The sequence below is a fragment of the Streptomyces sp. Je 1-4 4N24 genome (assembly GCF_026239515.1).
GTDB classification, from domain to species: domain Bacteria; phylum Actinomycetota; class Actinomycetes; order Streptomycetales; family Streptomycetaceae; genus Streptomyces; species Streptomyces nigrescens.
On record NZ_CP110836.1, the window covers coordinates 4,310,712 to 4,335,906 of the forward strand.

At 71.0% G+C, this 25,195-nt stretch carries 19 protein-coding genes, 1 tRNA gene, 1 other RNA gene and 1 pseudogene; 8 read left to right on the plus strand and 14 right to left on the minus strand.

Annotated elements, in window-relative coordinates; all coding sequences use genetic code 11:
• Window positions 1-30: 30 nt before the first annotated feature.
• The 11 genes from SLV14N_RS18550 to ffs all read right to left on the minus strand — a co-directional run bounded on the left by SLV14N_RS18550 (window position 31) and on the right by ffs (window position 12,537).
• Entirely contained in the window at window positions 31-1,248 is a 1,218-nt protein-coding gene (locus SLV14N_RS18550; RefSeq protein WP_263270231.1) for a cation diffusion facilitator family transporter, read from the minus strand.
• A gap of 334 nt (window positions 1,249-1,582) precedes the next feature.
• Complete coding sequence (locus SLV14N_RS18555) at window positions 1,583-2,518, minus strand: SURF1 family protein (protein ID WP_263270232.1); 936 nt, start codon at window positions 2,516-2,518, stop codon at window positions 1,583-1,585.
• 88 nt (window positions 2,519-2,606) lie between these two features.
• The gene (locus tag SLV14N_RS18560) at window positions 2,607-4,088 is read right to left on the minus strand and encodes a hypothetical protein (RefSeq protein WP_263270233.1); all 1,482 of its coding nucleotides are present in this window, start codon (window positions 4,086-4,088) and stop codon (window positions 2,607-2,609) included.
• A 155-nt stretch (window positions 4,089-4,243) separates the two neighbouring features.
• Window positions 4,244-4,906 (minus strand): SigE family RNA polymerase sigma factor, encoded by a 663-nt coding sequence (locus SLV14N_RS18565; RefSeq protein WP_174857682.1) that lies wholly within the window; start codon window positions 4,904-4,906, stop codon window positions 4,244-4,246.
• Window positions 4,907-5,383: 477 nt separating this feature from the next.
• Window positions 5,384-6,499, minus strand: coding sequence for an aspartate-semialdehyde dehydrogenase (locus SLV14N_RS18570; RefSeq protein ID WP_263270234.1), 1,116 nt, complete (start codon window positions 6,497-6,499; stop codon window positions 5,384-5,386).
• Window positions 6,496-7,767 (minus strand): aspartate kinase, encoded by a 1,272-nt coding sequence (locus SLV14N_RS18575; protein WP_042150611.1) that lies wholly within the window; start codon window positions 7,765-7,767, stop codon window positions 6,496-6,498. The genes SLV14N_RS18570 and SLV14N_RS18575 overlap by 4 nt, the downstream gene beginning before the upstream one ends.
• 307 nt (window positions 7,768-8,074) lie before the next feature.
• Window positions 8,075-8,740 (minus strand): DUF5063 domain-containing protein, encoded by a 666-nt coding sequence (locus SLV14N_RS18580; protein ID WP_208682068.1) that lies wholly within the window; start codon window positions 8,738-8,740, stop codon window positions 8,075-8,077.
• Window positions 8,733-9,332, minus strand: coding sequence for a recombination mediator RecR (gene recR, locus SLV14N_RS18585; RefSeq protein WP_018089931.1), 600 nt, complete (start codon window positions 9,330-9,332; stop codon window positions 8,733-8,735). The genes SLV14N_RS18580 and recR overlap by 8 nt, the downstream gene beginning before the upstream one ends.
• A gap of 51 nt (window positions 9,333-9,383) precedes the next feature.
• On the minus strand, window positions 9,384-9,734 hold the full coding sequence (locus SLV14N_RS18590; protein WP_078518632.1) for a YbaB/EbfC family nucleoid-associated protein: 351 nt from the start codon (window positions 9,732-9,734) through the stop codon (window positions 9,384-9,386).
• 166 nt (window positions 9,735-9,900) lie between these two features.
• Window positions 9,901-12,393 carry a DNA polymerase III subunit gamma and tau gene (locus SLV14N_RS18595; RefSeq protein ID WP_263270235.1) on the minus strand — a complete coding sequence of 831 codons (2,493 nt, stop codon included), beginning with the start codon at window positions 12,391-12,393 and terminating at the stop codon, window positions 9,901-9,903.
• A gap of 45 nt (window positions 12,394-12,438) precedes the next feature.
• An RNA gene (ffs, locus tag SLV14N_RS18600) (signal recognition particle sRNA small type) lies at window positions 12,439-12,537 on the minus strand.
• A gap of 130 nt (window positions 12,538-12,667) precedes the next feature.
• Here ffs and SLV14N_RS18605 point away from each other — a divergent pair.
• Window positions 12,668-12,755 (plus strand) — tRNA-Ser (locus tag SLV14N_RS18605).
• Between the two features lie 244 nt (window positions 12,756-12,999).
• On the opposite strand, the gene SLV14N_RS18610 is transcribed toward SLV14N_RS18605, so the two are convergent.
• Together SLV14N_RS18610 and SLV14N_RS18615 are read right to left on the minus strand one after the other, a co-directional pair.
• Entirely contained in the window at window positions 13,000-14,166 is a 1,167-nt protein-coding gene (locus SLV14N_RS18610) for a serine hydrolase (RefSeq protein ID WP_263270236.1), read from the minus strand.
• 63 nt (window positions 14,167-14,229) lie between these two features.
• Window positions 14,230-15,429, minus strand: a complete 1,200-nt coding sequence (locus tag SLV14N_RS18615) for a serine hydrolase (protein ID WP_263270237.1) — start codon at window positions 15,427-15,429, stop codon at window positions 14,230-14,232.
• 140 nt (window positions 15,430-15,569) lie between these two features.
• Here SLV14N_RS18615 and SLV14N_RS18620 point away from each other — a divergent pair, with 140 nt between their 5' ends.
• Together SLV14N_RS18620 and SLV14N_RS18625 are read left to right on the plus strand one after the other, a co-directional pair.
• On the plus strand, window positions 15,570-16,799 hold the full coding sequence (locus SLV14N_RS18620) for a sensor histidine kinase (RefSeq protein ID WP_263270238.1): 1,230 nt from the start codon (window positions 15,570-15,572) through the stop codon (window positions 16,797-16,799).
• A gap of 82 nt (window positions 16,800-16,881) precedes the next feature.
• Window positions 16,882-17,562 (plus strand): response regulator transcription factor, encoded by a 681-nt coding sequence (locus tag SLV14N_RS18625; RefSeq protein WP_263270239.1) that lies wholly within the window; start codon window positions 16,882-16,884, stop codon window positions 17,560-17,562.
• A gap of 257 nt (window positions 17,563-17,819) precedes the next feature.
• Here the strand turns inward: SLV14N_RS18625 and SLV14N_RS18630 are convergent, their stop codons facing one another.
• Window positions 17,820-18,824: an alpha/beta hydrolase family protein gene (locus SLV14N_RS18630; protein ID WP_259670403.1), complete on the minus strand. Its 1,005-nt coding sequence runs from the start codon at window positions 18,822-18,824 to the stop codon at window positions 17,820-17,822.
• 239 nt (window positions 18,825-19,063) lie between these two features.
• On the opposite strand from SLV14N_RS18630, the gene SLV14N_RS18635 reads away from it, so the two are divergent.
• From SLV14N_RS18635 to SLV14N_RS18655, 5 genes and pseudogenes are all read left to right on the plus strand, one after another.
• A complete protein-coding gene (locus SLV14N_RS18635; RefSeq protein ID WP_263270240.1) occupies window positions 19,064-22,018 on the plus strand; it encodes an AfsR/SARP family transcriptional regulator in 2,955 nt (984 codons plus the stop codon).
• Between the two features lie 411 nt (window positions 22,019-22,429).
• Window positions 22,430-23,205: pseudogene (locus SLV14N_RS18640) on the plus strand (calcium-binding protein).
• A 229-nt stretch (window positions 23,206-23,434) separates the two neighbouring features.
• Window positions 23,435-23,788: a hypothetical protein gene (locus SLV14N_RS18645; protein ID WP_259670405.1), complete on the plus strand. Its 354-nt coding sequence runs from the start codon at window positions 23,435-23,437 to the stop codon at window positions 23,786-23,788.
• A gap of 99 nt (window positions 23,789-23,887) precedes the next feature.
• Window positions 23,888-24,280: a DUF6153 family protein gene (locus tag SLV14N_RS18650; protein WP_208687966.1), complete on the plus strand. Its 393-nt coding sequence runs from the start codon at window positions 23,888-23,890 to the stop codon at window positions 24,278-24,280.
• An 89-nt stretch (window positions 24,281-24,369) separates the two neighbouring features.
• Window positions 24,370-25,005: a DUF305 domain-containing protein gene (locus SLV14N_RS18655; protein ID WP_263270241.1), complete on the plus strand. Its 636-nt coding sequence runs from the start codon at window positions 24,370-24,372 to the stop codon at window positions 25,003-25,005.
• The last annotated feature ends 190 nt before the right edge of the window (window positions 25,006-25,195 follow it).

Sequence of the window (25,195 nt, forward strand, 5' to 3'; positions counted from 1 at the left end):
GGGCGGGGGGGGAGGGGCCCCCGGGGGTGGTCAAGCTGCGATGTGGTGGGCCAGGGCCGCATGTGGGTTCCGGCCCTCGGGGGTGTCGTCGGGGGTGTGGTCCGTGTGGACGGTCGCGGCGGTGAGGCGGGGGACCGCGTGGATCAGGGCGTGTTCGGCGGCGACGGCGAGGGCATGGGCCCGGACCACGGTCAGGCGGGAGTCGACGACGATGTCCGCCTCGGCCCGCAGGGTGTGGCCGATCCAGCGCATACGGACCTGCCCGACGCCGTGGACGCCGTCCACGGCGCGTAGTGCGGTCTCGGCGGCGTCGATGAGTGCGGGATCGACGGAGTCCATCAGCCGCCGGTAGACCTCCCGGGCGGCGTCGCGCAGCACCATGAGGATGGCGGCGGTGATCAGCAGGCCGATGAGGGGGTCGGCCTGCCGCCAGCCGAGCGCCGCGCCGCCCGCGCCGAGGAGGACGGCGAGGGAGGTGAAGCCGTCGGTACGGGCGTGCAGGCCGTCGGCGACGAGCGCGGCCGAGCCGATCTTGCGGCCGGTGCGGATGCGGTAGCGGGCGACCCATTCGTTGCCGAGGAACCCGATCACGGCGGCCGCGGCCACGGCCCACAGATGCTTGACATCGCGGGGGTGCAGCAACCGGTCCACGGACTCGTAGGCGGCCCATACCGACGAGGCGGCGATCGTCAGCACGATGGCGATGCCTGCGAGGTCCTCGGCGCGACCGTAGCCGTAGGTGTAACGGCGGTTCGCGGCCCGTCGGCCGAGCAGGAAGGCGATGCCCAGCGGTACGGCGGTCAGGGCGTCGGCAGCGTTGTGGATCGTGTCGCCGAGCAGTGCCACCGACCCCGACAGCCCGACGATCACCAGCTGGATCAGGCTGGTCAGGCCCAGGATGCCGAGCGAGATCCAGAGCGTGCGCAGGCCCTCGCGGGAGGTCTCCAGCGCGGCGTCGACCTTGTCCATGGCCGCATGGCTGTGCGGGGTCACCAGATGGGCGAGCTGGTGCCGCATCCGCGCCCAGCGGCCGAAGCGGTGAGGATCATGCGCGTGGTCATGCCGGTGGCCGTGCTCGCGGCCATTTGCGTGGTCGTGGGCGGGCTTCCGCGTGTGATGATCGCGAGGGGCTTGCTCGGGCTGGTGCCCCTGCGCGCGGGGATCACGCTGTACGTGATCAGGGATATGCGGATGACCATGGCCGTGCACGTGATCATGGCCGTGCGGGTGAGTGCCATTGTCTGCCATATGGCCTACCGTGGCACGCCGATCCGATTGCAGCTACCACCGTGATACGCCCTCTGACCAGGTGCAACGTCGTTGCAGAAGCAGAGCCCGTGCGGGTCGCGGAACGGAGCGGGCCCCGCGGCCGCAGCGGGTACCGAACCGAAGGGAGCGCCAAACCGGAGCGACTACCGAACGGAAACCGGCCCCAAACCGGAGCCAGACCCGAACCGAAACCGGCCCCAAACCGAAACCGGCCCCAAACCGAAACCGCCCCCAAACCGAAGCCGCCCCCGAACCGAAGCGGACCCCAAACCAGAACAAGCCCCGACCAGGCCAGCCCCAACCCGCAGCAGCTTCAGACCTTCCCGGCCCGCGCCGCCTCCCCCTGCCCGTCGCCGCTGTCCTCGTCCCGGCCGAGGCCGTCCTCCCCCGGACCCACAGCCACGCCACTCCCCTGCTCCTGGCCCTGACCCCGGCCGGGCCCCAGGCCCTCGCCCTCCGCCCCCACAACAATCCCCAGCGCCGCGTCCTTGGCGGCCTCGGTGTCGCGGCGGAAGAGGCGGAACCACATGAAGACGACGAAGCCGGCGAAGACGAACCACTCGCCGGTGTAGCCGAGGTTCTGGAAGGCCTTCAGGTCCAGGCCGTTGCCCTCGACGGCGGCCGGGGGAACGGCGCGCAGCGGTGCCTGGGTGTCGGTGAGCGTGATCCAGGCGTCGTAGACCTCGTACGGCACGATGTTGACCAGCGACGCCGCGCTGATCATGCCGAGCTGTCCCGGTGCCAGCCCGCCGCCGGCCTGTACGCCGTCGGTGCCCTGGTTCTCGGAGGCCTGCAGCGCTCCGGTGACGGTCACCTCGCCCTTGGGCGGCGCGGGCACCTTCGCCGTGTCGGCCTTCGTACCGGCGTCGCCGGGCAGCCAGCCCCGTACGACTGGCAGGGCCTTGCCGCCGTCCGTGCGGAGCAGATTGAGGACGTAGAAGCCCTGCCGCTCGCCGTGCTTGTCCTTCAACGGCCGGGCCGGTACGAGCAGTTGGTGCCCGGCGTCGTAGCGCCCGCGGGCGGCGGCCTGGCGGCCGGAGGTCACCTTGTCGACGGGCAGCAGCCGCTCCAGGGGGCGGGCGGCCGCGGTCTTGGCCCGGGCGGAGCGGTCCTCCTGCTGCTGGTGGGTGTCGACTCGGTCCTCGAAGCGGCTCAGCTGCCAGCTGCCCATGAAGATGCAGAAGGGAATCGCCAGTACGGCGAAGACGTTGATCCCCCACCACCGCGGGGTCAGCAGGAACCGGTACACGCCCTCAACGGTACGGGGCCCGGACGGCGGGGCCGCACCGGCCCCTCCACGCTCCGGTCCCGATGGCCGGGACCTGGGCCGTCGGCTGCTACCGGGCCGCCAGCGCCTCGGTGCGGTAGACCGTTCCGGCGCAAGCGTCCGTGACCTTGGCATCGGCCGCGGCGGGCTCGCCGGCCTCCGGCGTGTGGCTGAGCACGATGCTCCCGGACGCGGTACCGCCGTCGCCGGGGCCCTCGTTGCCGCCCGCCTGGCCGCCGCTGTCGCCGGCGGTCGTGGCCCCGGCGTCCGGTGACTGCCCGGGGTCGCTGGAGGCGTCGGGCGTCGGTGTCGGGCCGGGATTGACGCACCCCGTGGCGCCGCCGCCGGACTCCGGAATCCAGGCGAACTTGACTTCGTACGCCTCCCCCGGCTTGAGAACCAGCTGGTCAGGGGTGGTGGCCGGGTCGGGCAGTCCGGTTGCCTCGTCGCCTGACGTGTGGTCGACGACGTGGATGCGGTCGGGGTTCGTGGAGCCCTGGGCGACCAGGCCGACGGTGCCGCCGCCCTCGACGGAGCAGGCGGCAGCGGAGGTGTTGACCACCCGGAACGCGCCGTAGACGCGACCCGCGGAGTCCGCCGCACCGACGGTGCTGGTGCCCTGGCCGAGCTGTTCCCGCCCGCAGACCGGCGAGGTGACGTCCATGGTCTCGTCCGGGGCGGGGGAGCCGGCGCCCGCACCGTGGCCCGCGCCGCCCTTCTCCGCGGCCTTGCCCTTGCCCGCGGGCTTGTCCTCGCCCCGCTTCTCGCCGTCCTTGCCGGCCGGCCGCGGACCGGCCTGCTCGGTGCCTTCGCCGTGGGCCCCCTCGGCGCCGCCCTGGGGGTGCGGGCTGCTCGCCGCGTTGGCGGGCCGCTCCTCGGAACTGCCGGCGAGGTTGGCCACATGGACCATGGCGGGGATGGACGTACCGCCGAGCAGCAGTGCGGCCGCCGCGCCCACGACGGCATGCCGGCGGCGCTGGCGACGGGCGGGCACCGCGCGCCGCAGGTGCTCCAGCGCGTCCGGCGAGGGTTCGAGGTCGTCGACGCGGGCGTGCAGCAGCCGCCTCAGATCGTCCTCGCCGCCGAAGTCGCCGCCGGTGGGGTGGCTTCGGCCGGGTCCGTCGCCGCCGCCGTTGCCGGTGCCGCCTCCGGAGCCGGTGGGCCCGTCGTTGCCGTACGCGTGGCTGTCGGCCTCGTCACCGGCGTCCGCCGCACCCTCCGTGCCATCCGGCGCACCGTCCGTGACACCGATGTCATCGCCGTGGCCGGATACTTGGCCGGTTTCCACGCCCTGCCCGCAGCCGGCGTCGGGCCGACGGCCGCCACCCGGCTCGCCGTCGGAACGTCCTTGCGCCTCGCGCGCCGCATACAGCCCACGCGCCACATCGGCGGGCTTTTCGCGCGCACCGGTCAGCCGGCCCAGGTCGCGCCGCTCCCCCGCGCCGGGAGCCCCACGGGCGCCGGGCGCCTCGTGGATCCGGCCGTACGGGGTGCCCAAACGCGCCGGGTCGAGCGGGCCGGGCGGATTGGTGCGGGTGCCGCTGTGGTTCATGGGGTGGATCGACGTGCTCGGAAAGTCCGGGGGACTCGGGAAGTTCGGAGGACTCGGGTAGTTCGGAGGACTCGGGAAGTCCGGGGTGCTGGGGCGGCTCGGGCTGAGCGAGCCGTACGCGTCGTACGGGTGGTGCCGGCCAGACGTCGTGCCACTCATGCCGGAGCCTCCATCGCGACGCGGAGCGCCGCGATGCCCCGCGAGCCGTAGGCCTTCACGGAACCGAGCGATATGCCCAGGGTCTGGGCCACCTGTGCCTCGGTCATGTCCGCGAAGTAGCGCAGCACCAGCACTTCGCGCTGCCGGCGCTGCAGCCCCCGCATCGCCTTGATCAGCTGGTCCCGCTCCAGCAGGTCGTACGCGCCCTCCTCGGCGCTCGCCATGTCGGGCATCGGCTTGGAGAGCAGCTTGAGCCCGAGGATGCGGCGACGCAGCGCGGAGCGCGAGAGGTTGACGACGGTCTGCCGGAGATAGGCGAGGGTCTTCTCGGGGTCGCGCACCCGTCCGCGCGCGGAGTGCACGCGGATGAAGGCCTCCTGGACGACGTCCTCACAGGAGGCGGTGTCGTCGAGGAGCAGCGCGGCGAGACCGAGCAGCGAGCGGTAGTGCGCGCGATAGGTCTCGGTGAGGTGGTCGACTGTGGTGCCCGCTGCCATCGCGTCGTCAGTGTCCCCACGCTGAGGTGGAATCTGCGCGGGGCGCGTGGTGGGCCAGGGAGCGATCACTGGCATGCCCCCGGACACACGGGGCCGCGGTGGGCGCACTGCCGCGCCGGCTGCGCCCGCTGGGGCGATGGTGAATCCGAGTACCTCTGCCACGCCTGTTGGACACGCTTCCCCCTATAAGGGTTGTACGCGCAAGGCACCGCTTTTGACGATGCATCAAATGCCCTCATGCGTACCAGCTCTTCCTGAATGCCCTAATTGCCCCGACGCGAAGACCCCATACCCAAGGGCTCGCCATGTGGCCCGCCCGGCACCCCCGGAGCCACCCCTGAGGGCGGCGACAAAGACGCTCCCCGCCCAACTGCCGGTTGCAGTGCGGCGGGGAGCGAATGGTCGAACAGATCGTCAGCCCAGATCAAGAGGTTTGGACCGGCAATTCGCTCACAGAATCTTCACACGCTCCACAAAGTATCTCCCAGTCGGCCGGTGCACGACGGCCGATCCCGCCAAGTCGTATACCGTCCCCGGCCGTCGCGGCACCAGGACGCGGGGACGCCGGAAAAACAGGGAACGGCAGAGCACCGGAACAGCACGACAGTAAGGCACGGGGAGACCGGTCCCGGACCGGACCTACCCCTGCAGCTCGGCCGCCACCAGCTCACCGATCTGCGCCGTGTTCAGAGCCGCCCCCTTGCGCAGGTTGTCCCCGCACACGAACAGCTCCAGCGCCCGCGGATCGTCCAGCGAACGCCGCACCCGTCCGACCCAGGTCGGATCCGTCCCGACGACATCGGCCGGGGTGGGGTACTCGCCCTCGGCCGGGTCGTCGCTGAGGACGACACCGGGGGCCGCGGCCAGGATCTCGTGCGCGCCGCCGACCGTGACCTCGTTCTCGAACCGGGCGTGCACGGTCAGCGAGTGGGTCGTGATCACCGGAACCCGTACACAGGTCGCGGTGACCGGCAGCTCCGGCAGCCCCAGGATCTTGCGGGACTCGTCACGGATCTTGAGCTCCTCGGAGGACCAGCCGTCCTCCTGGAGCGAGCCGGCCCAGGGCACGACATTGAGGGCGATCGGCGCCGGAAACGGCCCCAGGGTGTCCCCGACGGCCCGCCGGACATCACCGGGCGTGGTCCCCAGCTCCGTACCGGACACCGCGGACAGCTGCGCCCGCAAGGTGTCGGCGCCTGCTTTGCCCACCCCGGAAACGGCTTGGTACGAGGAGACGATCAGCTCGCTCAGCCCGTACTCGGCATGCAGCGCGCCCAGCGCGACGATCATCGAGAGCGTCGTGCAGTTCGGGTTGGCGATGATGCCGCGCGGGCGTACCCGAGCGGCGTGCGCATTGACCTCGGGCACGACGAGGGGCACGTCCCGGTCCAGCCGGAACGTGCCCGCGTTGTCGATGACGACCGCGCCCTTGGAGACCGCGACCGGCACCCACTGCGCGGAGACCTCGTCGGGGACGTCGAACATCGCGACGTCGATACCGTCGAAGGCCTCCTCGCTCAGCGCGACGACCTCGACCTCCGCGCCCCGCACGGTCAGCTTGCGGCCGGCCGAGCGGGGAGAGGCGATCAGCCGGATCTCGCCCCAGATGTCGGCCCGCTCGGACAGGATGCCGAGCAGGACCGAGCCGACGGCGCCGGTGGCACCGACGACGGCGAGCTGCGGCTTGGCGGCCGTGCGGGCGTCCGCCCTCAGCGTGTCAGCGAGGGACGGACGGCCCGCCTCGGCCGGAATCATCGACCGGTGCCGCCATAGACCACGGCCTCGTCACTGTCGGTGTCGAGACCGAAGGCGGTGTGCACGGCGCACACGGCCTCGTTGACGTCATCGGCACGGGTGACGACCGAGATGCGGATCTCGGAGGTCGAGATGAGCTCGATGTTCACGCCCGCGTTCGACAGCGCCTCGAAGAACGTCGCGGTGACGCCCGGGTTGGTCTTCATCCCCGCACCGACCAGCGAGATCTTGGCGATCTGGTCGTCGTAGCGCAGCGAGTCGAAACCGACCGCGGCACGGGTCTTCTCCAGGGCCGCGACGGCCTTGCGGCCCTCGGCCTTGGGCAGCGTGAAGGAGATGTCGGTCAGACCGGTCGACGCGGCCGACACGTTCTGCACGACCATGTCGATGTTGACCTCGGAGTCCGCGATCGCACGGAAGATGCGCGCGGCCTCGCCCGGCTTGTCCGGGACTCCGACGACCGTGACCTTCGCCTCGGAGGTGTCATGTGCGACGCCCGAGATGATTGCCTGCTCCATCGGCTGGTCCCCTTGCGGTTCGTTGCTGACCCACGTGCCCTTCAGTCCCGAGAAGGACGAGCGGACATGGATCGGGATGTTGTAACGGCGTGCGTACTCGACGCAACGGTGCAGCAGCACCTTGGAGCCGGAGCTGGCCAGCTCCAGCATGTCCTCGAAGGAGATCCAGTCGATCTTCCGGGCCTTCTTCACGACCCGCGGGTCGGCGGTGAAGACACCGTCCACATCGGTGTAGATCTCACAGACGTCGGCGTCCAGGGCGGCCGCCAGCGCGACGGCGGTCGTGTCCGACCCACCACGCCCCAGCGTCGTGATGTCCTTCTTGTCCTGGGACACACCCTGGAAGCCCGCGACGATGGCGATATTGCCCTCGTCGACGGAGGTCTTGATCCGGCCCGGCGTGACGTCGATGATCCGTGCCTTGTTGTGCACGGAATCGGTGATCACACCGGCCTGGCTGCCCGTGAAGGACTGCGCCTCGTGGCCGAGGTTTTTGATCGCCATCGCCAGCAGGGCCATGGAGATCCGCTCTCCGGCGGTCAGCAGCATGTCGAACTCGCGCCCCGACGGAATCGGGGACACTTCCTGCGCGAGATCGATCAGCTCGTCCGTCGTGTCGCCCATCGCCGAAACCACTACGACAACCTGGTTGCCGTTCTTCTTGGCTTCGACGACTCGCTTGGCAACGCGCTTGATGCCCTCGGCATCCGCAACGGATGAGCCGCCGTACTTCTGCACGACAAGGCCCACGTGCGCTCCTCGCAACTGTCTCTTCGGGAGTTTCCTCCCGGACCCCCGGAAATGGGGGTACTGCGGTCGGCTCAGTCTAACGAGCAAGCGGAGTCCGCCCTGCTAATACCACATCGTGAGACATGGGACTCACTCATTGATCACGGCTACCTCACCGTGATCACCTGACTCGTGAGTTCCACGTCCCGCGGCGGATCCACAAGGCGCACCGTTGCGCCTGCTCGGCGAGCACATGCCCGCTCCAGGCCGGTACACACGGAAACGTAACCCAGGTCACAGGGTCCGGGCGCGGCGAGAGCGCCCGGACTCACACCTCGCGCAGCCCCAGCGGCCCGGCGATCTCGGCCGCCATGACCTTCCCGGCCTCCTCGGCGAGCAGCTCCTCGTCGCCGGCGGTGACGTCGCTGTCGGTGTCCAGGCCGTCCAGCTCGACCAGCGGCTGGTCGAGGCGTACGTGGGCGACCAGCGACTGCAGCGCGCGCAGGGCGGCGGAGGCGGTCGGACCCCAGTTGGAGAGGTAGGAGAACTGCCACCACCACAGGGCTTCGCTGATCCGGCCCGCGTGGTAGTGCGCCAGGCCGTGCCGCAGATCGGTGATGATGTCGGCCAGGTCGTCGGAGATCCGGCTGGCGACCGGCTCGCTGCGCGGCACATACGGGTCGAAGACCTCGGAGTAGACGTCCACCGGGTCGAGCAGGGTCGCGAAGCGCTCGCGCAGCTCGTCGACGTCCGGCTCCGGGCCGATGTCCGGCTCGTAGCGCTCGTCGGGGACGAAGTCCTCGTGCGCGCCCAGACGGCCGCCGGTGAGCAGCAGCTGGGAGACCTCCAGCAGCAGGAAGGGCACCGCGCTGTCCGGCTCGTCGCCCTTGGCGACTTCCGTCACCGCGACGATGAAGCTCTCGATCGAATCGGAGATCGATACGGCGAAGTCGTCCGGGTCCTGTGTCGCGTTGTGCAGCGTGGCATCAGACATCGAGAAGTCTCCTCCCTTCGAAGGCCCGCCCCAGCGTGACCTCGTCCGCGTACTCCAGATCGCCGCCGACCGGCAGTCCGCTCGCCAGTCGCGTCACTCTCAGGCCCATGGGTTTGATCATGCGGGCCAGATACGTGGCCGTGGCCTCGCCCTCCAGATTCGGGTCGGTGGCCAGAATCAGCTCGGTGACGGTGCCGTCCGCGAGCCTGGCCAGCAGTTCCCTGATCCGCAGGTCGTCGGGGCCCACGCCCTCGATCGGGCTGATCGCCCCACCGAGGACGTGGTAGCGACCGCGGAACTCGCGGGTCCGCTCGATCGCCACGACGTCCTTGGGCTCCTCCACGACGCAGATGACCGCCGGATCGCGCCTCGGGTCCAGACAGACCCGGCACTGCTCCTCCTGCGCCACATTGCCGCAGGTGCCGCAGAACCGGACCTTCGCCTTGACCTCCATCAGCGCGTTCGCGAGCCGGCGGACATCGGTCGGCTCGGCCTGAAGAATGTGGAAGGCGATCCGCTGCGCGCTCTTGGGACCGACGCCGGGCAGCCTGCCCAACTCGTCGATCAGGTCCTGGACCACGCCTTCATACACGGAACGTCTTCTTTCTCTTCTGCCGTGCTGCGTACGCTAGTTGGCTACTCCTCAGAAGGGGAGACCTGGGATTCCGCCACCGCCCAGACCCTGGGCGAGCGGACCGAGCTTCTGCTGCTGCAGCTGCTGGGCGCTGGCGTTGGCGTCCCGGACCGCCGCCAGCACGAGGTCGGCGAGCGTCTCGGCCGTCTCCTCCGCGGAGTCGGTGTCGACCGCCTTGGGGTCGATGACCAGGCCCTGGAGCTCTCCGGAGCCGGTCACCGTCGCCTTGACCAGACCGCCGCCCGCGGAACCCTCGACGGGTGTCTCCGCCAGTTCCTGCTGGGCTGCCGCGAGGTCCTGCTGCATCTTCTGAGCCTGCTGAAGCAGCTGCTGCATATTGGGCTGACCACCGGGGATCACGACGTGACTCCTGCCATACGACAACGATTGGTGCGGTAGCCCGAGCCTACGTGTTTCACGGGCCCCGCGCCCTACGCCGTAGGGAGGAGCACGGGTGTACGCCCGGCGTACGCCCGGTTACCCGTTTTCGCCCCGCCCGGCCCGCCTACGCGGTGCCGTGCGGCGCCTACTCGTTGTTGAACTCTTCCACCACCGTCGCACCGAGTTCGCGCACGATCAGGTCGTGTCCGCTGAGCGCGGAGTCGACGAGATCGGGGTCGTCCTCGGCCGGCATGTCGTACTCGATCGACATCGGCGGGGGCTCCGGCGAGCTGTACGAGGGCTCCGCCGCGGGTGCGGTCTGCCCGCCGCCCGTGGACGACGGGGAGGACACGGCCTCCCGCGCCCTCCGCGCACCCTGGCTTCCGCCGGCGCCGCCGCCGCCGTCCTGCCCGTACTGGCCGCCGGACGACGGGGGTGCCGCCGGGCCGCTCTGCTGGGGCGGGGGCTGCGGGGCGCCCTGCTGCGGTGCGGCGGGCGCACCGCCGCCGAAGCCGCCGCCCCCTCCGCCGCTGCGGGGGGCACCACCGGACGGCGGATTGGCGCCGCCCGACGGGTCGACGATCGCCTCGACCCGCCACTGCACCTGGAACCGCTCGGCCAGTACGTCCTTGAGGACGTCCTCGCTGCCGCCGTTGGCGAAGCTGTCGCGGGCCCCGGCATTGGGGAAGCCGATCTGGAGGGTGGTGCCGTCGAAGCCGGAGACCTGGGCGTTCTGGCTCAGCAGGATCCAGGTGAAGCGGCGGCGGTCCTTCACCGCTTCCAGGATGTCCGGCCACATCTGCCGCACCTGGGCGGCACCCTGCGCGGCCCCCGGGGCCGCACCGGCGGGCGGCGTCTGCGGGGACACGGGCGCGGGCGCACCGGCCGGAGGCCCGGACGCGACGGGTGGTGCGGCGGGCGGCGCGGCGGGCGCTCCGCCCTGCGGTGCCTGGCCGCCCTGCCCCGGCGCCACGGCCGTGGGCCAGCCCCCGGGCTGCCGCCCGGCGCCACCGCCGTTGCCGTTGCCGCCCGCAGGGCCTCCGCCGCCGGTGCCCTTTCCCGCGCTTCCGGGCCAGGCCCCGGGCCGCGGGGCGGCCGCCTCACGGCCACCGCCCTGGACGCCCTGCGGAGCGTCCGCCGGAGCGCCCTGGGGCGCCGCCGCGCCACCGCCGTCACCCCGCTGCTGCTCACCACCGGGCCCGGCCGCGGGGCCCCCGGACGCGCCCGCACCGGCCGCCGGCGCCGCCGGGGCAGGGGCCGGAGTGCCCGCGCCACCGGACGGGCCGCCGCCCACCGCGCCCCGCACCGCGGCACGCGCGGCGGCCGGCCCGGACGGTCCGGCCGGCATCGCCGGATGCGCCTCCGGCCCCGGCACATAGCCGGCCGCGGGCCCGCCACCGGACGCCACCACGGGCGGCGCTCCCGGCCCGAGGTCTCCCCCGGCGCCCGCACCACCGGCCCCGCCCAGCAGCGCCGCGCCCGCGCCACGCTCCAGACGGTCGAGCCGCGCCTGCACCGACCGCTCGTCGTCGTACGCCGCGGGCAGCAGCACCCGGGCACAGATCAGCTCCAGCTGCAGCCGCGGCGAGGTCGCCCCGCGCATCTCCGTCAGGCCCGTATTGACCAGGTCGGCGGCCCGGCTCAACTCGGCCGCCCCAAAGACGGACGCCTGCGCCGTCATCCGCTCCACCACATCGGCGGGGGCGTCGATCAGCCCCTTCTCCCCCGCGTCCGGCACGGCCGCCAGGATCACCAGGTCCCGCAGCCGCTCCAGCAGATCCGCGACGAAGCGCCGCGGGTCGTTGCCGCCCTCGATGACCCGGTCCACGACCTCGAAGGCCGCCGCGCCGTCCCCCGCGGCGAACGCCTCCACGATCGAATCCAGCAGCGACCCGTCGGTGTACCCGAGCAGCGCCGTCGCCATGGCATAGGTCACACCGTCCGCACCGGCACCGGCGAGCAGCTGGTCCATCACGGACATCGAGTCACGCACCGAACCGGCTCCGGCCCGCACCACCAGCGGCAGCACCCCGTCCTCGACCGGGATCTCCTCCCGCCCGCACACCTCGCCCAGGTACTCCCGCAGCGTCCCCGGCGGCACCAGCCGGAACGGGTAGTGATGGGTGCGCGACCGGATCGTCCCGATGACCTTCTCGGGCTCGGTCGTCGCGAAGATGAACTTCAGATGCTCCGGCGGCTCCTCGACGACCTTCAGCAGGGCGTTGAAGCCCGCGGAGGTCACCATGTGCGCCTCATCGATGATGTAGATCTTGTAGCGGCTGCTGGCCGGCCCGAAGAACGCCTTCTCCCGCAGCTCACGGGCGTCGTCCACGCCACCGTGCGACGCCGCGTCGATCTCGATCACATCGATCGAGCCCCGGCCGTTCCTGGCCAGGTCCACACACGACTGGCACTTTCCGCAGGGTGTGGGAGTGGGACCTTCCTCACAGTTGAGGCAGCGCGCCAGGATCCGCGCACTCGTCGTCTTGCCGCAGCCGCGTGGGCCACTGAACAAATAGGCGTGGTTGACCCGGTTGTTCCGCAGAGCCTGCTGCAGCGGATCGGTCACGTGCTCTTGCCCGATGACCTCGGCGAAGGTCTCGGGCCGGTAGCGGCGGTACAGCGCAAGGGACGACACGCATACGACGATATCGGCCCGCACTGACAACCGACGGGCCCCGTAAACGCAAGCGCCCCCCACGCACCCGCCAGAGCCGACCTACCCTTGCTGCCTTCCGGCCCTGGGGGAGTTCAGTCAGATAGCGCCACGTGAGGGGCTGCGCACCACAGTAGCGGATCCCCCGCCCAAGAAACGACCCGGACCCTCGCCCCCGGCTCACATCGCTCCCCTCCGGACCCCTCCCCGCGATCATGGTCGCGAGCACTCCCCAACGTCTTGTATTGTTTGCGGCGGAGGATTCGCCTAGTGGCCTAGGGCGCACGCTTGGAAAGCGTGTTGGGGGCAACCCCTCACGAGTTCGAATCTCGTATCCTCCGCCATTGCTCTCACCGGGCAATACGTCGAAGGGCCCCACCGCTTGCGGTGGGGCCCTTCGACGTTCTCCTAAGACCTCGTTGTCCTGGTTTTTGTCCACAAGAGCTGTTTCCGGGGTTCCCCAGATCGGCCGGGCCGACGTCGTGGGCGGTGACGATGTGGCGGCTGTGCGCACACATGAGACCGATGGGCCCGACCCCATGTCGGGCCCATCGGTCGTTTTGCTTCACGGAACGCCCTCGGCGAGGTTCAGCGGCACAGGGCGGTGTCCACGGCGCGTTCGAGATTCCTCCGGGCCGCCTCGTCTGTGAGCTGCAGGGTGACCGCGACGTTGGTGGCGCGGCCGTCGTCGGTGGCGCCGCCCCGGGTCTCGTACCCCGGGAAGCTGCCGCCGTGGCCCCAGGAGAGGCCGCCGCACGGCAGCGGCCTGCTGACGAGTCCAAGTCCGTAGCGGGCGCCGGGGCCGAAGGTCGCTTCGGCGGGGACGGTGGAGCGCATCTGGGCGAGCTGGGCCGAGGGCAGGAAGCGGCCGGCCAGGAGTGCGCTGAAGAAGCGGTTGAGGTCGGAGCCGGTGGAGACCATCTGGCCTGCCGCCCAGCCCCAGGAGGGGTCGGTCTCCGTGATGTCGCGCAGCGGCACGTCCGCCGATTCCCGGTAGTAGCCGTGGGGGTGGGGCTCCCGAATGCTCGCGTCACCGGGGGCGGGGAAGTAGGTGTGGCGCAGCCCGGCGCGTTGGACGACGTGCCGGTCGATCTCCTCGGCGAGGGGGCGGCCAGTGACCTTCTGGACGATCAGGCCGGCGAGCACGTAGTTGGTGTTGCTGTACTTCCAACTCGTCCCGGGGGCGAAGTCGGCCGGGTGCTGGAGGGCTGTGGCGAGCAGTTCGCGGGGGGTGTAGTACCGGACGTCGTCCCCGAGGTGGTCGCTGTAGTTGGGGAGTCCGCTGGTCTGCTGGAGGAGCTGGCGGACGGTGATGTGCCGTCCGTCGATCCCTTCCCCGCGGACGAGGCCGGGCAGGTAGGTGTCGACGGAGGCGTCCAGGTGCACCCGCCGCTCCGCGACGAGTTGGAGGACGACGACCGCGACGAAGGTCTTGGTGTTGCTGCCGATCCGTACCTGGCCGTCCCTGGGCACCTTCGAGCCGGTGGTCAGGTCGCCCACTCCTGCGGTGTAGGTGCGGATGCGGCCGTCACGGTCCTTGACGCTCGCCAGCGCGGCGGGCACCCCGTCGTCGCGCACCAGCGCGTTCAGGCTCTGCTGGACGACGTCCGGCCTGGCGGCGGAGGCGGCGGGCGGGGCGAGGGCGCCCAGTGTCACGACGCCAATGGCCACCGCGACCGCGGCGGGCAGGGCCCGTCGCCGCGTGCCCTGCTGCCGGCCCGGCGAGCGAAGCCCTTGCCGTGTCTGTCCACGCATGAGTCAACTCCTGAGGCATCGTTGGACCGTTGTTCGGGTTTGCCGGGTTGCCGGGTGCGTGATTCAGCCGCACAGGGCCCTGTCCACGGCGTCCTTCACGTGCTGCGTGGCTGCCTCGTCCGTCGGAATGTTGGTGACCGCGACGTTGGCGGCGCGGCCGTCGTCGGTGACACCGCCCCGGGTCTCGTACCCCGCGATGTCGCCGCCGTGGCCCCAGTAGACGCCGCCGCACGACAGCGGCCTGCTCGTGAGCCCCAGCCCGTAGCGGAGGCCGGAGGTCCCGGCGGGGACGGTCGTGCGCATCTCGGCGAGCTGGGCCGCCGGGAGGAGGCGGCCGGCGAGGAGCGCGGTGAAGAAGCGGTTGAGGTCGGAGTTGGTGGAGATCAACTGGCCTGCGGCCCAGCCTGCGGAGGGGTCCATCTCCGTGAAGTCGCGCAGCGGTGTGTTCGCCGGGTTGCGGTGGTAACCGTGGGGGTGCGGCTCTCGGATGGTCATCTCGCCGGGGGTGGGGAAGTAGGTGTGGCGCAGCCCGATGCGCTTGATGATGCGCCGGTCCATCTCCTCGGCGAGGGGGCGGCCGGTGACCTTCTGGACGATCAGGCCGGCCAGGACGTAGTTGGTGTTGCTGTACCCCCACGTCGTCCCCGGAGCCGCGTCGGCCTTGTACCGGAGGGCGATGTCGAGCAGCTCGCGGGGCTCGAAGTACCGGTTCCTGATCTCGTCGTCGTCGACGTGGATGCCGTACTCGGGGAGTCCGCTGGTGTGCTGGAGGAGCTGGCGGACGGTGATGCGGCGCCCGTCGATCCCCTTTCCGCGGACGAGGCCGGGCAGGTAGGTGTCGACGGTGGCGTCGAGGCCGATCTTCCCTTCGCCGACCAGTTGCAGGACCACGACCGCCGTGAACGCCTTGGTGTTGCTGCCGATCCGTACCTGGCCGTCCCTGGGCACCTTCGAGCCGGTGGTCAGGTCGCCCACTCCTGCGGTGTAGGTACGGATGCGGCCGTTCCGGTCCTGGACGCTCGCCAGCGCGGCGGGCACCCCGTCGTCGCGCACCAGCGTGTTCAGGGCCTGCTGGACGGCGTCCGGCCTGGCGGCGGCAGCAGCGGAGGCGGCAGAATCCGAGGCGGAGGCGGCGGGCGGGGCGAGGGCGCCCGGCGTCATGAAGCCGATGGCCACCGCGACCGCGGCCGACACGGCTCGTCGCCGTCTGCCGCCCTGCTGCCGGGTCGAGGAACGAAGGCCCTGCCGGGTCTGAGCACGCATAAGTCAACTCCTGGGGAATCGTTTGGTCGAGGCACGATCCTGGTTTCCAGGGCCCGCTGACCGCATCGCGGGAAGGCGGGAGAAATCGCTCCCCCGATCGGGGGAGGCTGCCGGGGGGCTGCCCGACGATACTGGCGCCCATGATCAGGGGAATTCGGCCGCTGCTGCGCGGCTCCACGTATGCGGGTGTGCTGTTCGCCTATTGCGGCGCGCTGGCGAGCCTTCCGCTGCTGCCTTTCGCCCTGTTGCCGGCGCTGTCGTGGCGATCCGCTTCCGAGAGCGTGCAGATCGTCCTGGTCCTGCTGGTCTGGGCGGTACTGGTCGGCGTGGTCGGCCTGGCGCGCCCCGTACGACGGGCGCTGGTCGTGTCGGCCCGCCGGCTGCTGCGGGTGCCGCTGCCGAATCCGGTGGCCGGTCTCCGGCCCTCCGGTTCACTCGGCCTCGACCGCTGGCGGACCCCGCTCTGGCTGGTGCTGCACGTGGCCGTCGGTTGGACGGGGGCGCTGGCGAGCGGGGTGCTGTTCATCATGGGCCTCTCCCTGCCGGGGAACTGGCTCGGCGCCGAGGCGCGGGCGAGTCTGTTCGGTACGTCGGTCCGGGTGTCGGGCGGGTGGAGCTGGGTGGTGGCGGCCGTATGCATCCTGCTGGCGGTAGCCATCTGCGTACTGGTGACGAAGGCCCTGCGGTGGGCGGCGCCACGGCTGCTGGGGCCGTCGGCGGCCGAACGGCTCGCGCTGGCCGCCGAGCGGGAACAGCTGCTGGCCGAACGCAACCGGATTGCCCACGAGTTGCACGACTCGATCGGGCACACGCTGACGGCGGCCACCATCCAGGCGGCGGTGGCGGGCGAGGCGCTCTCCGCCGACCCGGCGACGGCGCGGGCCGCCATGCGCAGCATCGAGGAGTCGACGCGGGCCGCGCTGGAGGACCTGGACTACGTGCTCGGAGTGCTGCGCGAGGACCAGTCGGGGACGGCGCCGACCCGGACCCTGGCCGACCTCCCCGAGCTGCTGGACCGCCTGCGGCACGCGGGCGCGGTGGTGGAACCGGAGCTGTCGGGCGACCTGGCGCAGGTGCAGGGGACGCTCTCCCGGGCGGCGTACCGGATCCTCCAGGAAGGGCTGACGAACGCGCTGCGCCACGGGGCGGGCGGCCCGATCGTGGCCCGGGTGGCGGCCGGGCCGGGCGGACTGGATCTCACGGTGGTCAACCGGACCGGGGTACGGACGGGCCCGGGCCCGGGGGCCTTCCCGACCTCCGGCCACGGTCTGCCCGGACTGGCCGAGCGTGTCCGGCTGCTGCACGGTGAGTTCCAGGCCGGCCCGGACGGGACGCAGCACTGGCGGCTGGCCGTCCGGCTGCCGGCGTGAGTGGATCCGACGCGGGCGAAGGTATGGCCCTCCGGCTGCCGGTACGGGTGTCGGCGTGAGTGGATCCGACGCGGGCGAAGGCATGCCCCTTCCCCCCGTCACCAGCCCCGCCGTCACCCTCCTGATCGCGGACGACGAGGAGGTGACCCGCAGCGGCCTGCGCATGCTGCTCGCCGCACAGCCGGGCATCACGGTGGTCGGCGAGGCCGCCGACGGCGTCGAGGCGGTCGAACGGGCGCAGAGCCTGCGGCCGGACGTGGTCCTGATGGACGTGCGGATGCCGCGTCGCAACGGGATCGAGGCCACCCGCCAACTGCTGGCCGAAGCGGCCGACCCGCCGAAGGTCGTGGTGATCACCACCTTCGAGAACGACGGCTACGTCACCGCCGCCCTCAGCGCGGGCGCCAGCGGCTTCGTCCTCAAGCGCCTCCCGGTCCGTCAGATCGCTGAGGCGGTCCGGGTGGTGGCGGCGGGCGAAGCGGTCCTCTTCCCGGCCGCACTGGGCCGCATGGTCGCCGCCCGCCCGCTGGGCTCCGCCGAGGCCCTGCCGCACTCCGCCCTGACCGGCCGGGAGGAGGAGGTGCTGCGCCTGATGGCCACCGGGCTCTCCAATCCGGAGATCGCGGAGTCCCTCACGGTGAGCCTGGAGACGGTCAAGACCCACGTCGGAAACGTGCTGACCAAGCTCGGCGCGCAGAACCGGACCCATGCGGTGGTGATCGCGTACGAGTCCGGCCTGGTGGTCCCGGGCTTCGCCGGCTGACCGGCTTCCGCCCCTCTGCGCGGTCGCCCGCAGGCTGCTCAGTACCGGCCGCGACGTAACTCCACAGCTACTCGTATCCTCCGCCCGGCCTCACCGGGCTGAACGAAGGCCCCGACCGGGAAACCGGCCGGGGCCTTCGTCGTGTTCCGTCTCGGTTGAGGCCGAGTGGGCTGCTGCCGACGCTGTCGGGGGCGCCCCCGCTCTCGTCCGTCTGCCCGCCCCGGAGGGCGTGGCCATACGTCTGTGCGTGGCCGGCTCTACGCCTGACGGAGTCGGGCGATGATGCCGTCGATGTCGCGGATGGCCATCTCGGGGCGGACGAAGTGTCCGCCGGGCTCCTCGTGCCACTCGTGCGGGATACCGGCTTGGTCGAGGCGGGCTCGGAACTCCCGCTGGCCGGCCAGCACTTCGGTCTCGTTGAGCAAGTCGAACGGGTCGACCGGGACGGGACTGGTGCCGGCGACCATGAAGACCCGCTTGTTGCGGTAGCTCTCGATGTGCTCCATGGGGTTGTCGGCGCTGACCCTGGCCTCGTCGAACGGCTCGCCGTAGATCGTGCCGCCGCCCAGGTCCAGGGCCGCGGAGGACACGTTGGCCCAATGGGCGACCACGCTGAGGTCGCGGCGCAGGCTGGGCGGGCCGGAGTGGGCGCTCACCGAGGCGAAGTGGCCGTAGTACTTGGCTGCGTACTTCAGCGCGCCGAAGCCACCCATCGAGAACCCGCCGACGGCGCGGCCGTCGTACTCGGCGTACGTCCGGAAGTTCGCGTCGATCCACCGGAGCAACTGGTCGATATGGAAGGTCTCCCAATTCCGGGGGCCGGTATTGGAGTTGACCGGGTTGGAGTACCAGCCCGCGTGTCCGCCGTCGGGCATCACGACGATGATCGGCTTGCCGGCGGTCCAGGCGCGGATGCCTCCCTCCGGCAGCCGGTCCCAGGTCATGAAGTCCTGGTCGGTACCGCCGCCGTGGAACAGGTAGAGGACGGGGTAGGTGCGGCCGCTGGTGTGGTAGTCGTCAGGGAGCAGGACGTTGACGGCGGGGTCCCATTCGACCGCGTCGGTCGCGAACCGGTAGTACCACATGCGGGGGTCGGCCTCGTTGCGGTCCTTGATGGTCAGCCCGAAGCCGTCGTCGGCCGCACTGGCCGCACTGGCCGGCGACGCCGTCGCAAGGACGCCTGCGCCGCCAAGAGCCATCGCCGCGGAGATTCCGCCGACGGCCTTCAGAACACTCCTGCGGGTGGAGAGGTGCTCGCTCAATCTGACCTCCTGGTCGGGAAGTTGCACGAACGGATCGCTTGCTGCGGAACACTCGGGTACGTCATGGTGAGTTCCCCCGTGGCGGGTGCCGTGGAGCCGGCCGAGCCCGCGCCCGGTGCCTTCCCTCTCTCGCCGTTCCCTTGCTTCCCAGCGGTTCTCGGTGGTGACTTGCCAACCCTTGCGGGAGGCGCTGAAATGCCGATGAAATCTCGATGATGCGGGGGAGCGGAGGCTTCGGGATGGACGGGGGATCGCATCAGCGGCTTCGGATCGCGGTGCTCGGGCCGGTGCGGGCCTGGCGTGACGGGACGCCGCTGGACCTGGGGCCGGTTCGGCGGCAGGCGGTGCTGGCCGCGCTGGTGCTGCGTCCGGGCCCGCTGGTCAGCCAGGAGCAGCTGCTCGTCGGCGTGTGGGGTGGACAGCCGCCGAGGTCCGGTCGCCGGGTACTGCCGAGCTACGTCTACCCGCTGCGGAAGGCGCTCGACGCGGAGGGCGCCGGACGGACAGGGTCGGTGATCCGCAGTGGCCGGGGCGGGTACAGCTTCGTCGGCGACGGAGTGCGGCTCGATGTGGCGGAGCTGGCCGAGCGGGTCGGTGAGGCACAGCGCGCGAGGGCATCCGGTGACCTGGCCACCGCAATGGACCGGTTCACCGAGGCGCTCACCCTGTTTCGAGGCGAGCCCCTGGCCGGGCTGCCGGGGCCGTTCGCGCAGGGCGAGCGGCAGCGGCTGTCGCAGCGCCAGCGCACACTTCAGCGGGAGAGGCTTGAGTGTCTGGTTCTTCTCGGCCGGTCCGCCGATGCCCTGGACGACCTCGCCGCTGTGTCCGCTCTGCCCGAGTCCGATCCGTACGACGAGTCGCTGACAGCGCTGAGGATGCGTGCCCTGTACGGCATCGGACGCCAAGTGGCCGCGCTGAGCGCCTATGAGGACATGCGCGAGCGGCTGCGCGACCAGCTCGGGGTCGATCCCGGCGAGGAACTCCGTCGGGTGCACCAGGCGGTGCTGCGCCGGGATGACGAGCAGCTCCTCGGTCCGGCGGTGGCGCGCTCTGCCGCTCCGCCGGACCGGCCCCGGCCCCGCCGCGCGGTCAACGAACTGCCGGGCGACACCGGCCGCCTCATCGGGCGGGAGCGCGAACTGGCGCTGCTGGCCGCGTCCTCGCCGCCCGAATCCGTGTCGATCGTGGCGGTGGACGGCACGGCCGGCGTCGGCAAGACCGCGCTCGTCGTCCACGCGGCCGGTGCGCTGCGCGTCCACTACCCGGACGGCTGCCTGTTCGTGGACCTGCGCGCGCACAGCACGGAACGGCAGAGGCAACCGCCGCAGCGAGTGCTGCGGCGGTTGCTGCGCTCGGTCGGCGCAGCCGACAGCGAGGTGCCTGACGACCTCGACGAACTCACCGCGGCCTGGCGGGCCGCGACCAGCTCGCTGCGGCTGCTCCTCGTGCTCGACGATGTGCTGAGCGCGCAGCAGATACGGCCGCTGGTGCCCGCCGGGCCGGGCAGCATGGTGCTGGTGGCCGGCCGGCGGCAGCTGGCCGGACTGGACACCGATCGACGAGTCACGCTGGAGCCCCTGGAGACAGGCGATGGGCGCTCCCTGCTCAGGCACATCGTCGGGGAGGAGCGCGCGGACCGGGAGCCGGAGGCGACGCGTGAGCTGGTCCGGCTGTGCGACGGGCTGCCGCTGGCGCTGCGCATCGCCGGGGCACGGCTGCAGACCCGCCCTGCCTGGACGCTGGCGTACCTGGTGGCCCGGATGGCGGGCGACGAGCGCCGCCTCGGCGAGCTGAGTGCCGGGGATCGCAGCGTGGAGGCGGCCTTCCGGCTGTCGTACGACCAGCTCGCGCCGGCGCAGCAGCGCGGATTCCGTACCCTGGGCCTGTCGCCGACGGTCGAGTTCAACCCGCTGACATCAGCGGCCATGCTGGGTTGCTCGTCCCGCAACGCCGAGCAGACCCTGGAAAGCCTGGTCGACGCGAGTCTGCTGCAGCAGACTCGTCCGGGCCGCTACCGCTTGCACGACCTGGTTCGGGTGCACGCGCGGCGGCTCGCGGAAGCCGCCCCCGCCGAAGCCGGCGCGGCCCGTACAGCCGTACTCCGCCTCTATCTGGACGCGGGCCGGATCACCAGCGACTGGGGCCAAGGCGGTTTCCCCACCGGGCCGCAACCCGCCGGAGCGCCGTTCGCGGACTGGAAGGACGCCGGCGGCTGGCTGGACGCGGCGAGCGGAGAGCTCGTCGACGTCGTCGGGCACGCCGCAGCGCTCGGCGAGGCCGACTACGCGTGCTGGATCGCCGAGGCCCTGAGCGACTACTTCGTACGCCGGGGCCGTTACCACGAGTGCCGAACAGCCCTGGAGATCGCGCTCGCGCACGCGGACGAGGCCACCGACCGGCGGATGGCCCCCGCACTGCGGAACTGCATGGGCATCACCGACATCTATCAGGGCCGCATCCTCCAAGGGCACGCCTGGTTCACCGAGGCGCTTCACCTCAGCCGCCACCGCGCGGACCGGCGCGAAGAGGCGCGGGCCCTGGCCGGGCTGGGGGCCGCCGACCTGAATTCGGGCCGGGCCGAGCGGGCAATTCCCCGTCTCACCGAGGCAGTTGAGCTGGCTCAGCGGCTCGACGACCACTGGCTCGCCGCGATGGGGCTCTGCGTACTCGGCGCCGTCCACCACAGCCAGAGGCGATGCGAGGAGGCGTTGGCCTGCTTCGCCGCCGCCCGCGCCCACGCCGAGAAGAACGGCAGACCTCGCATGATCAGCATGGCCTCGGGCAACGCCGCCGGCGTCCACCTCGACCTCGGCCAGTACGCTGAGGCCAAGATCCTTTACCGCCAAGCGGCGGACCTGGCTCAGCGAGTCGGGGACGTACTCATGCACGCGATCGTCCTGACCCGGCTGGGCACGGCAGAGCATGGAGAGGGAAACCTGAGCGCCGCGGCGGCCCTCCACCACCAGGCTCTCTCCCAGCACCGGACGCTGTCCCCACTCACTGAACCCAACTGCGACCGGCTGGAGATGGACATCCGTTACCGGCTGGGCCGCACCTACTCCGCGGCAGGCCGCGTCGCCGAGGCACGAGAGCAGTTCCGACCGCGCTCGCCCTGCCCGGAGCCGACGAGCACCCTGAGGAGCGCGCGCTGGCGATCGCGGGACTCAAGGAGTGCAAAGACTGCTAGCCAGTAGGTCGGCGTGGACGCGGCGTCGCCACCATGCAGACCGCGCCTCTGATCCACCCGGGCTCCGGAGGGCGTGAGCGAGTCACCCGACCCATGTCACCACTGCGCCTCGATACCCCGCTGACCAGCGACAACCGAAGCTCCGTCGGCCGGGCCCCGCAGGGAACGACGCCCCGCTTGGATCTGCCTGCCGGACCTGCCGGCGTGGCCCTGCCTGTCTCTATTCGTCCCGTACGGAGCGCTATACCCCGGATGCCTGTCGTGAAAGGCCACAGGGTCCGACAACGGCGGCCATGCGTAACGAATCAGCGTGATCAACCAGCTGTTGTGCAGGGATGTTCAGCTGTTTACAGTTAGCCCCTCATTCGCCCGCCGTGTCATGCATCCGGCGGGCGCATCTTCATATGTGGGGAGATTTATGCGCAAGCGCGCAATCTTCGCTGTGCTCGCCGGGATCACCGCGGCGGGCGGATTCATCGTCCCGTCCGCGTATGCGGACGAGACCGTCGGCGACATTCAGATCACGGGAGTCACCGTCAATGGGGGCAAGGACATCACTGTCGGCCTCGCCGACAAGACGATCACGGTTTTGGTGACCGCCACCGATCCGTCGGGCATCTGGGACGCGGATTTCCACCTGTGGCGCGGCACCGACCCCGACAACCCTGCCGACTACATCAAGCCGAATGAGGACACCACTCCCGCGGACTGCGTCGCCTCCGGCGCGACCACCTCCACCTGCTCGAAGACGTTCACCTTCGAACCGGACGGGTGGCTCACGAACGCGGACGCCGGAGCCTGGAAGGTCGGCGTCCAGGTATGGGCCAACGACGACAGCCGGGTCCAGCGGGATGCCTACACGAGCACCCGCATCCAGCGGTTCTCCAAGCTGACCGTCAACGCGAGCCCGGACCGGTGGTCAAGGGCAAGACCCTCACGGTCACCGGCAAGCTCAGCCGGGCGAACTGGGACACCGATGTCTACGCGGGCTACACCGTCCAGCCGGTCAAGCTCCAGTTCCGCAAGGCGGGCACCAGCACGTACACCACCGTCAAGACGGTGAACACCTCCAGCACCGGTGACCTGAGGACCACGGCCACCGCGTCCGTGGACGGCTACTGGCGCTGGAACTTCGCCGGCACCTCGACCACGCCCGCTGTCGCGGCGACGGGCGACCACGTCGACGTGCAGTAGGGCCTCTGACCGTGGCGCCGGGGTAGTTCATCGCGCCCGGCGCCACGCCAACTCCCGTTGTCCGGTACGGAAACCAGCGCGACGCCGGATCACTCGCAGAAGGAAAGCAGCCGATGATGTGCGGCGCACTGGGCGCGAGAAAATGAGCGGTCGCCAATGATGCCGAGTGGTTATCGAATCGCAGGCATGAGTGTGGTTTCGCGCACTCGTCCCAGGCAAACAAGAAGGCATGAACAATGCCCACGAACCCATACCCACAAATAACTCCTATGACGGCTATGGCACCTATGACCGCAACCGGTCCGGTGTCGGCGCAAATCGGGCCGCGCTGTTCATTCATACGATCGGGGATGTGGCCGCCGGCTTCCTGGGCCTGTGGATCCTGCTGTACCTGCTCGAAGCGAACCAGGGAAACGTATTCGTCGAATTTGTCCATGGAGTGGCCGACGCGCTCGCTTGGTGGTCGCAGGACATCTTCACCATGGACAGCGAAGGTGTGCGGGTTTTCCTCAATTACGGTCTGCCTGCTGGGCTATACCTGCTGCTGGGACATGGGATCGCTGCACGGGTTCGTCGCATCTGACCGAATTTCGTTGCCCGGGTGGGATTGAGGGGCTTGGCCGATCCCCTTGCGGGAGCCGCCCGTTGGCGGCCTTCCCCCACTGCCTAGCATGAAGGCGTGATGCCCAGCCGCCCGTACGTACCACCACGGCCCGCCGCCCGGCGGTGGCGTGTGCTGTGCGTGCTCGGGCTGCTGGCAGGGCTGCTGGGCATGCACGGACTCGGTCCCGTCGCTGCCGCGCCCTCTTCCGCGCACGATCACCGCATGTCCGTGGTGGCCAAGGCCCATGCGCACTGCCCGGATGGTGACTGCGGCGGCACCGGGCACGTCCATCACGCGGACCCGACCTGTGCGTCCGCCGCACTCCACGGGCCACCCGCGCCCCCGGCCCTGACTCCCTCCCTCGGCAGCCGCGTACAGCCCGCCGAGGGGGCAGGCGTCGGCGAACCGATGAAGAGGGACGGCGGGCGAGCACCGCCCTCTCTGGCCGAACTGCAACTCCTGCGGATCTAGGAACACCCCGACGGCACAGCGCCCCGCTCAAGGGCGCGGTGCCGCCGTCCGGCATGTTCCGATACCGCTGCTTTCCAGGAGTTCACCGAATGAATCCCACCCGTCCGTCCACGCGCCGCCTCGCACTCGTGGCCGCCACCGCCGCCTCCGCGGTGCTGCTGGCCGCCTGCGGCGGCAATGACAGCGGCAGCCACTCCGCTCACCGCTCCCCGTCGAAGTCCGCTTCTTCGCCCGGCGCCTCGGCCTCGGCCGGCGCGCACAATGCGGCCGATGTGGCGTTCGCGAAGGGGATGATTCCGCACCACCGGCAGGCCGTGGAGATGGCCGGCCTGGCTGCGACCCGAGCCTCGTCGAGCCAGGTGAAGGAGCTCGCCACCAAGATCGAGCAAGCCCAGGACCCGGAGATCAAGACCATGTCCGGGTGGCTGACGGCCTGGGGTGAGCAGGTGCCGGAGGAGATGCCCGGCATGGACCACTCCGCCCACTCCGGCATGGCCGGAATGATGAGCACGAAGGAGATGGAGGCGCTCAAGAAGAAGTCGGGCAAGGACTTCGACACGGCCTTCATGGAGATGATGGTCGAGCACCACCAGGGCGCGGTGGAGATGGCGGGCACCGAGAAGAAGAAGGGTGCTCACGGCCCCGCGAAGACTCTGGCGGACGCCGTCATCAAGGCCCAGAACGCGGAGATCGTGCGGATGAACAAGCTGCTGGGGAAGGGCTGAGCGCCGAAGGCAGGGCGAGTCCATACGGCCGTCGGCCGTCGGCCGTAACCACCGGAGGTAGGCCGTAACCCCGCCTGACCGTTGTCCGTCGAGTCTTTCGCGGACGACGGGCGGCGGTCAGGCGTCAGCGGCGGGGGCCATGCCCCGGATGGGAGTGGACCCCGCCGCCAGGCCTCCCCACCGACCAGGC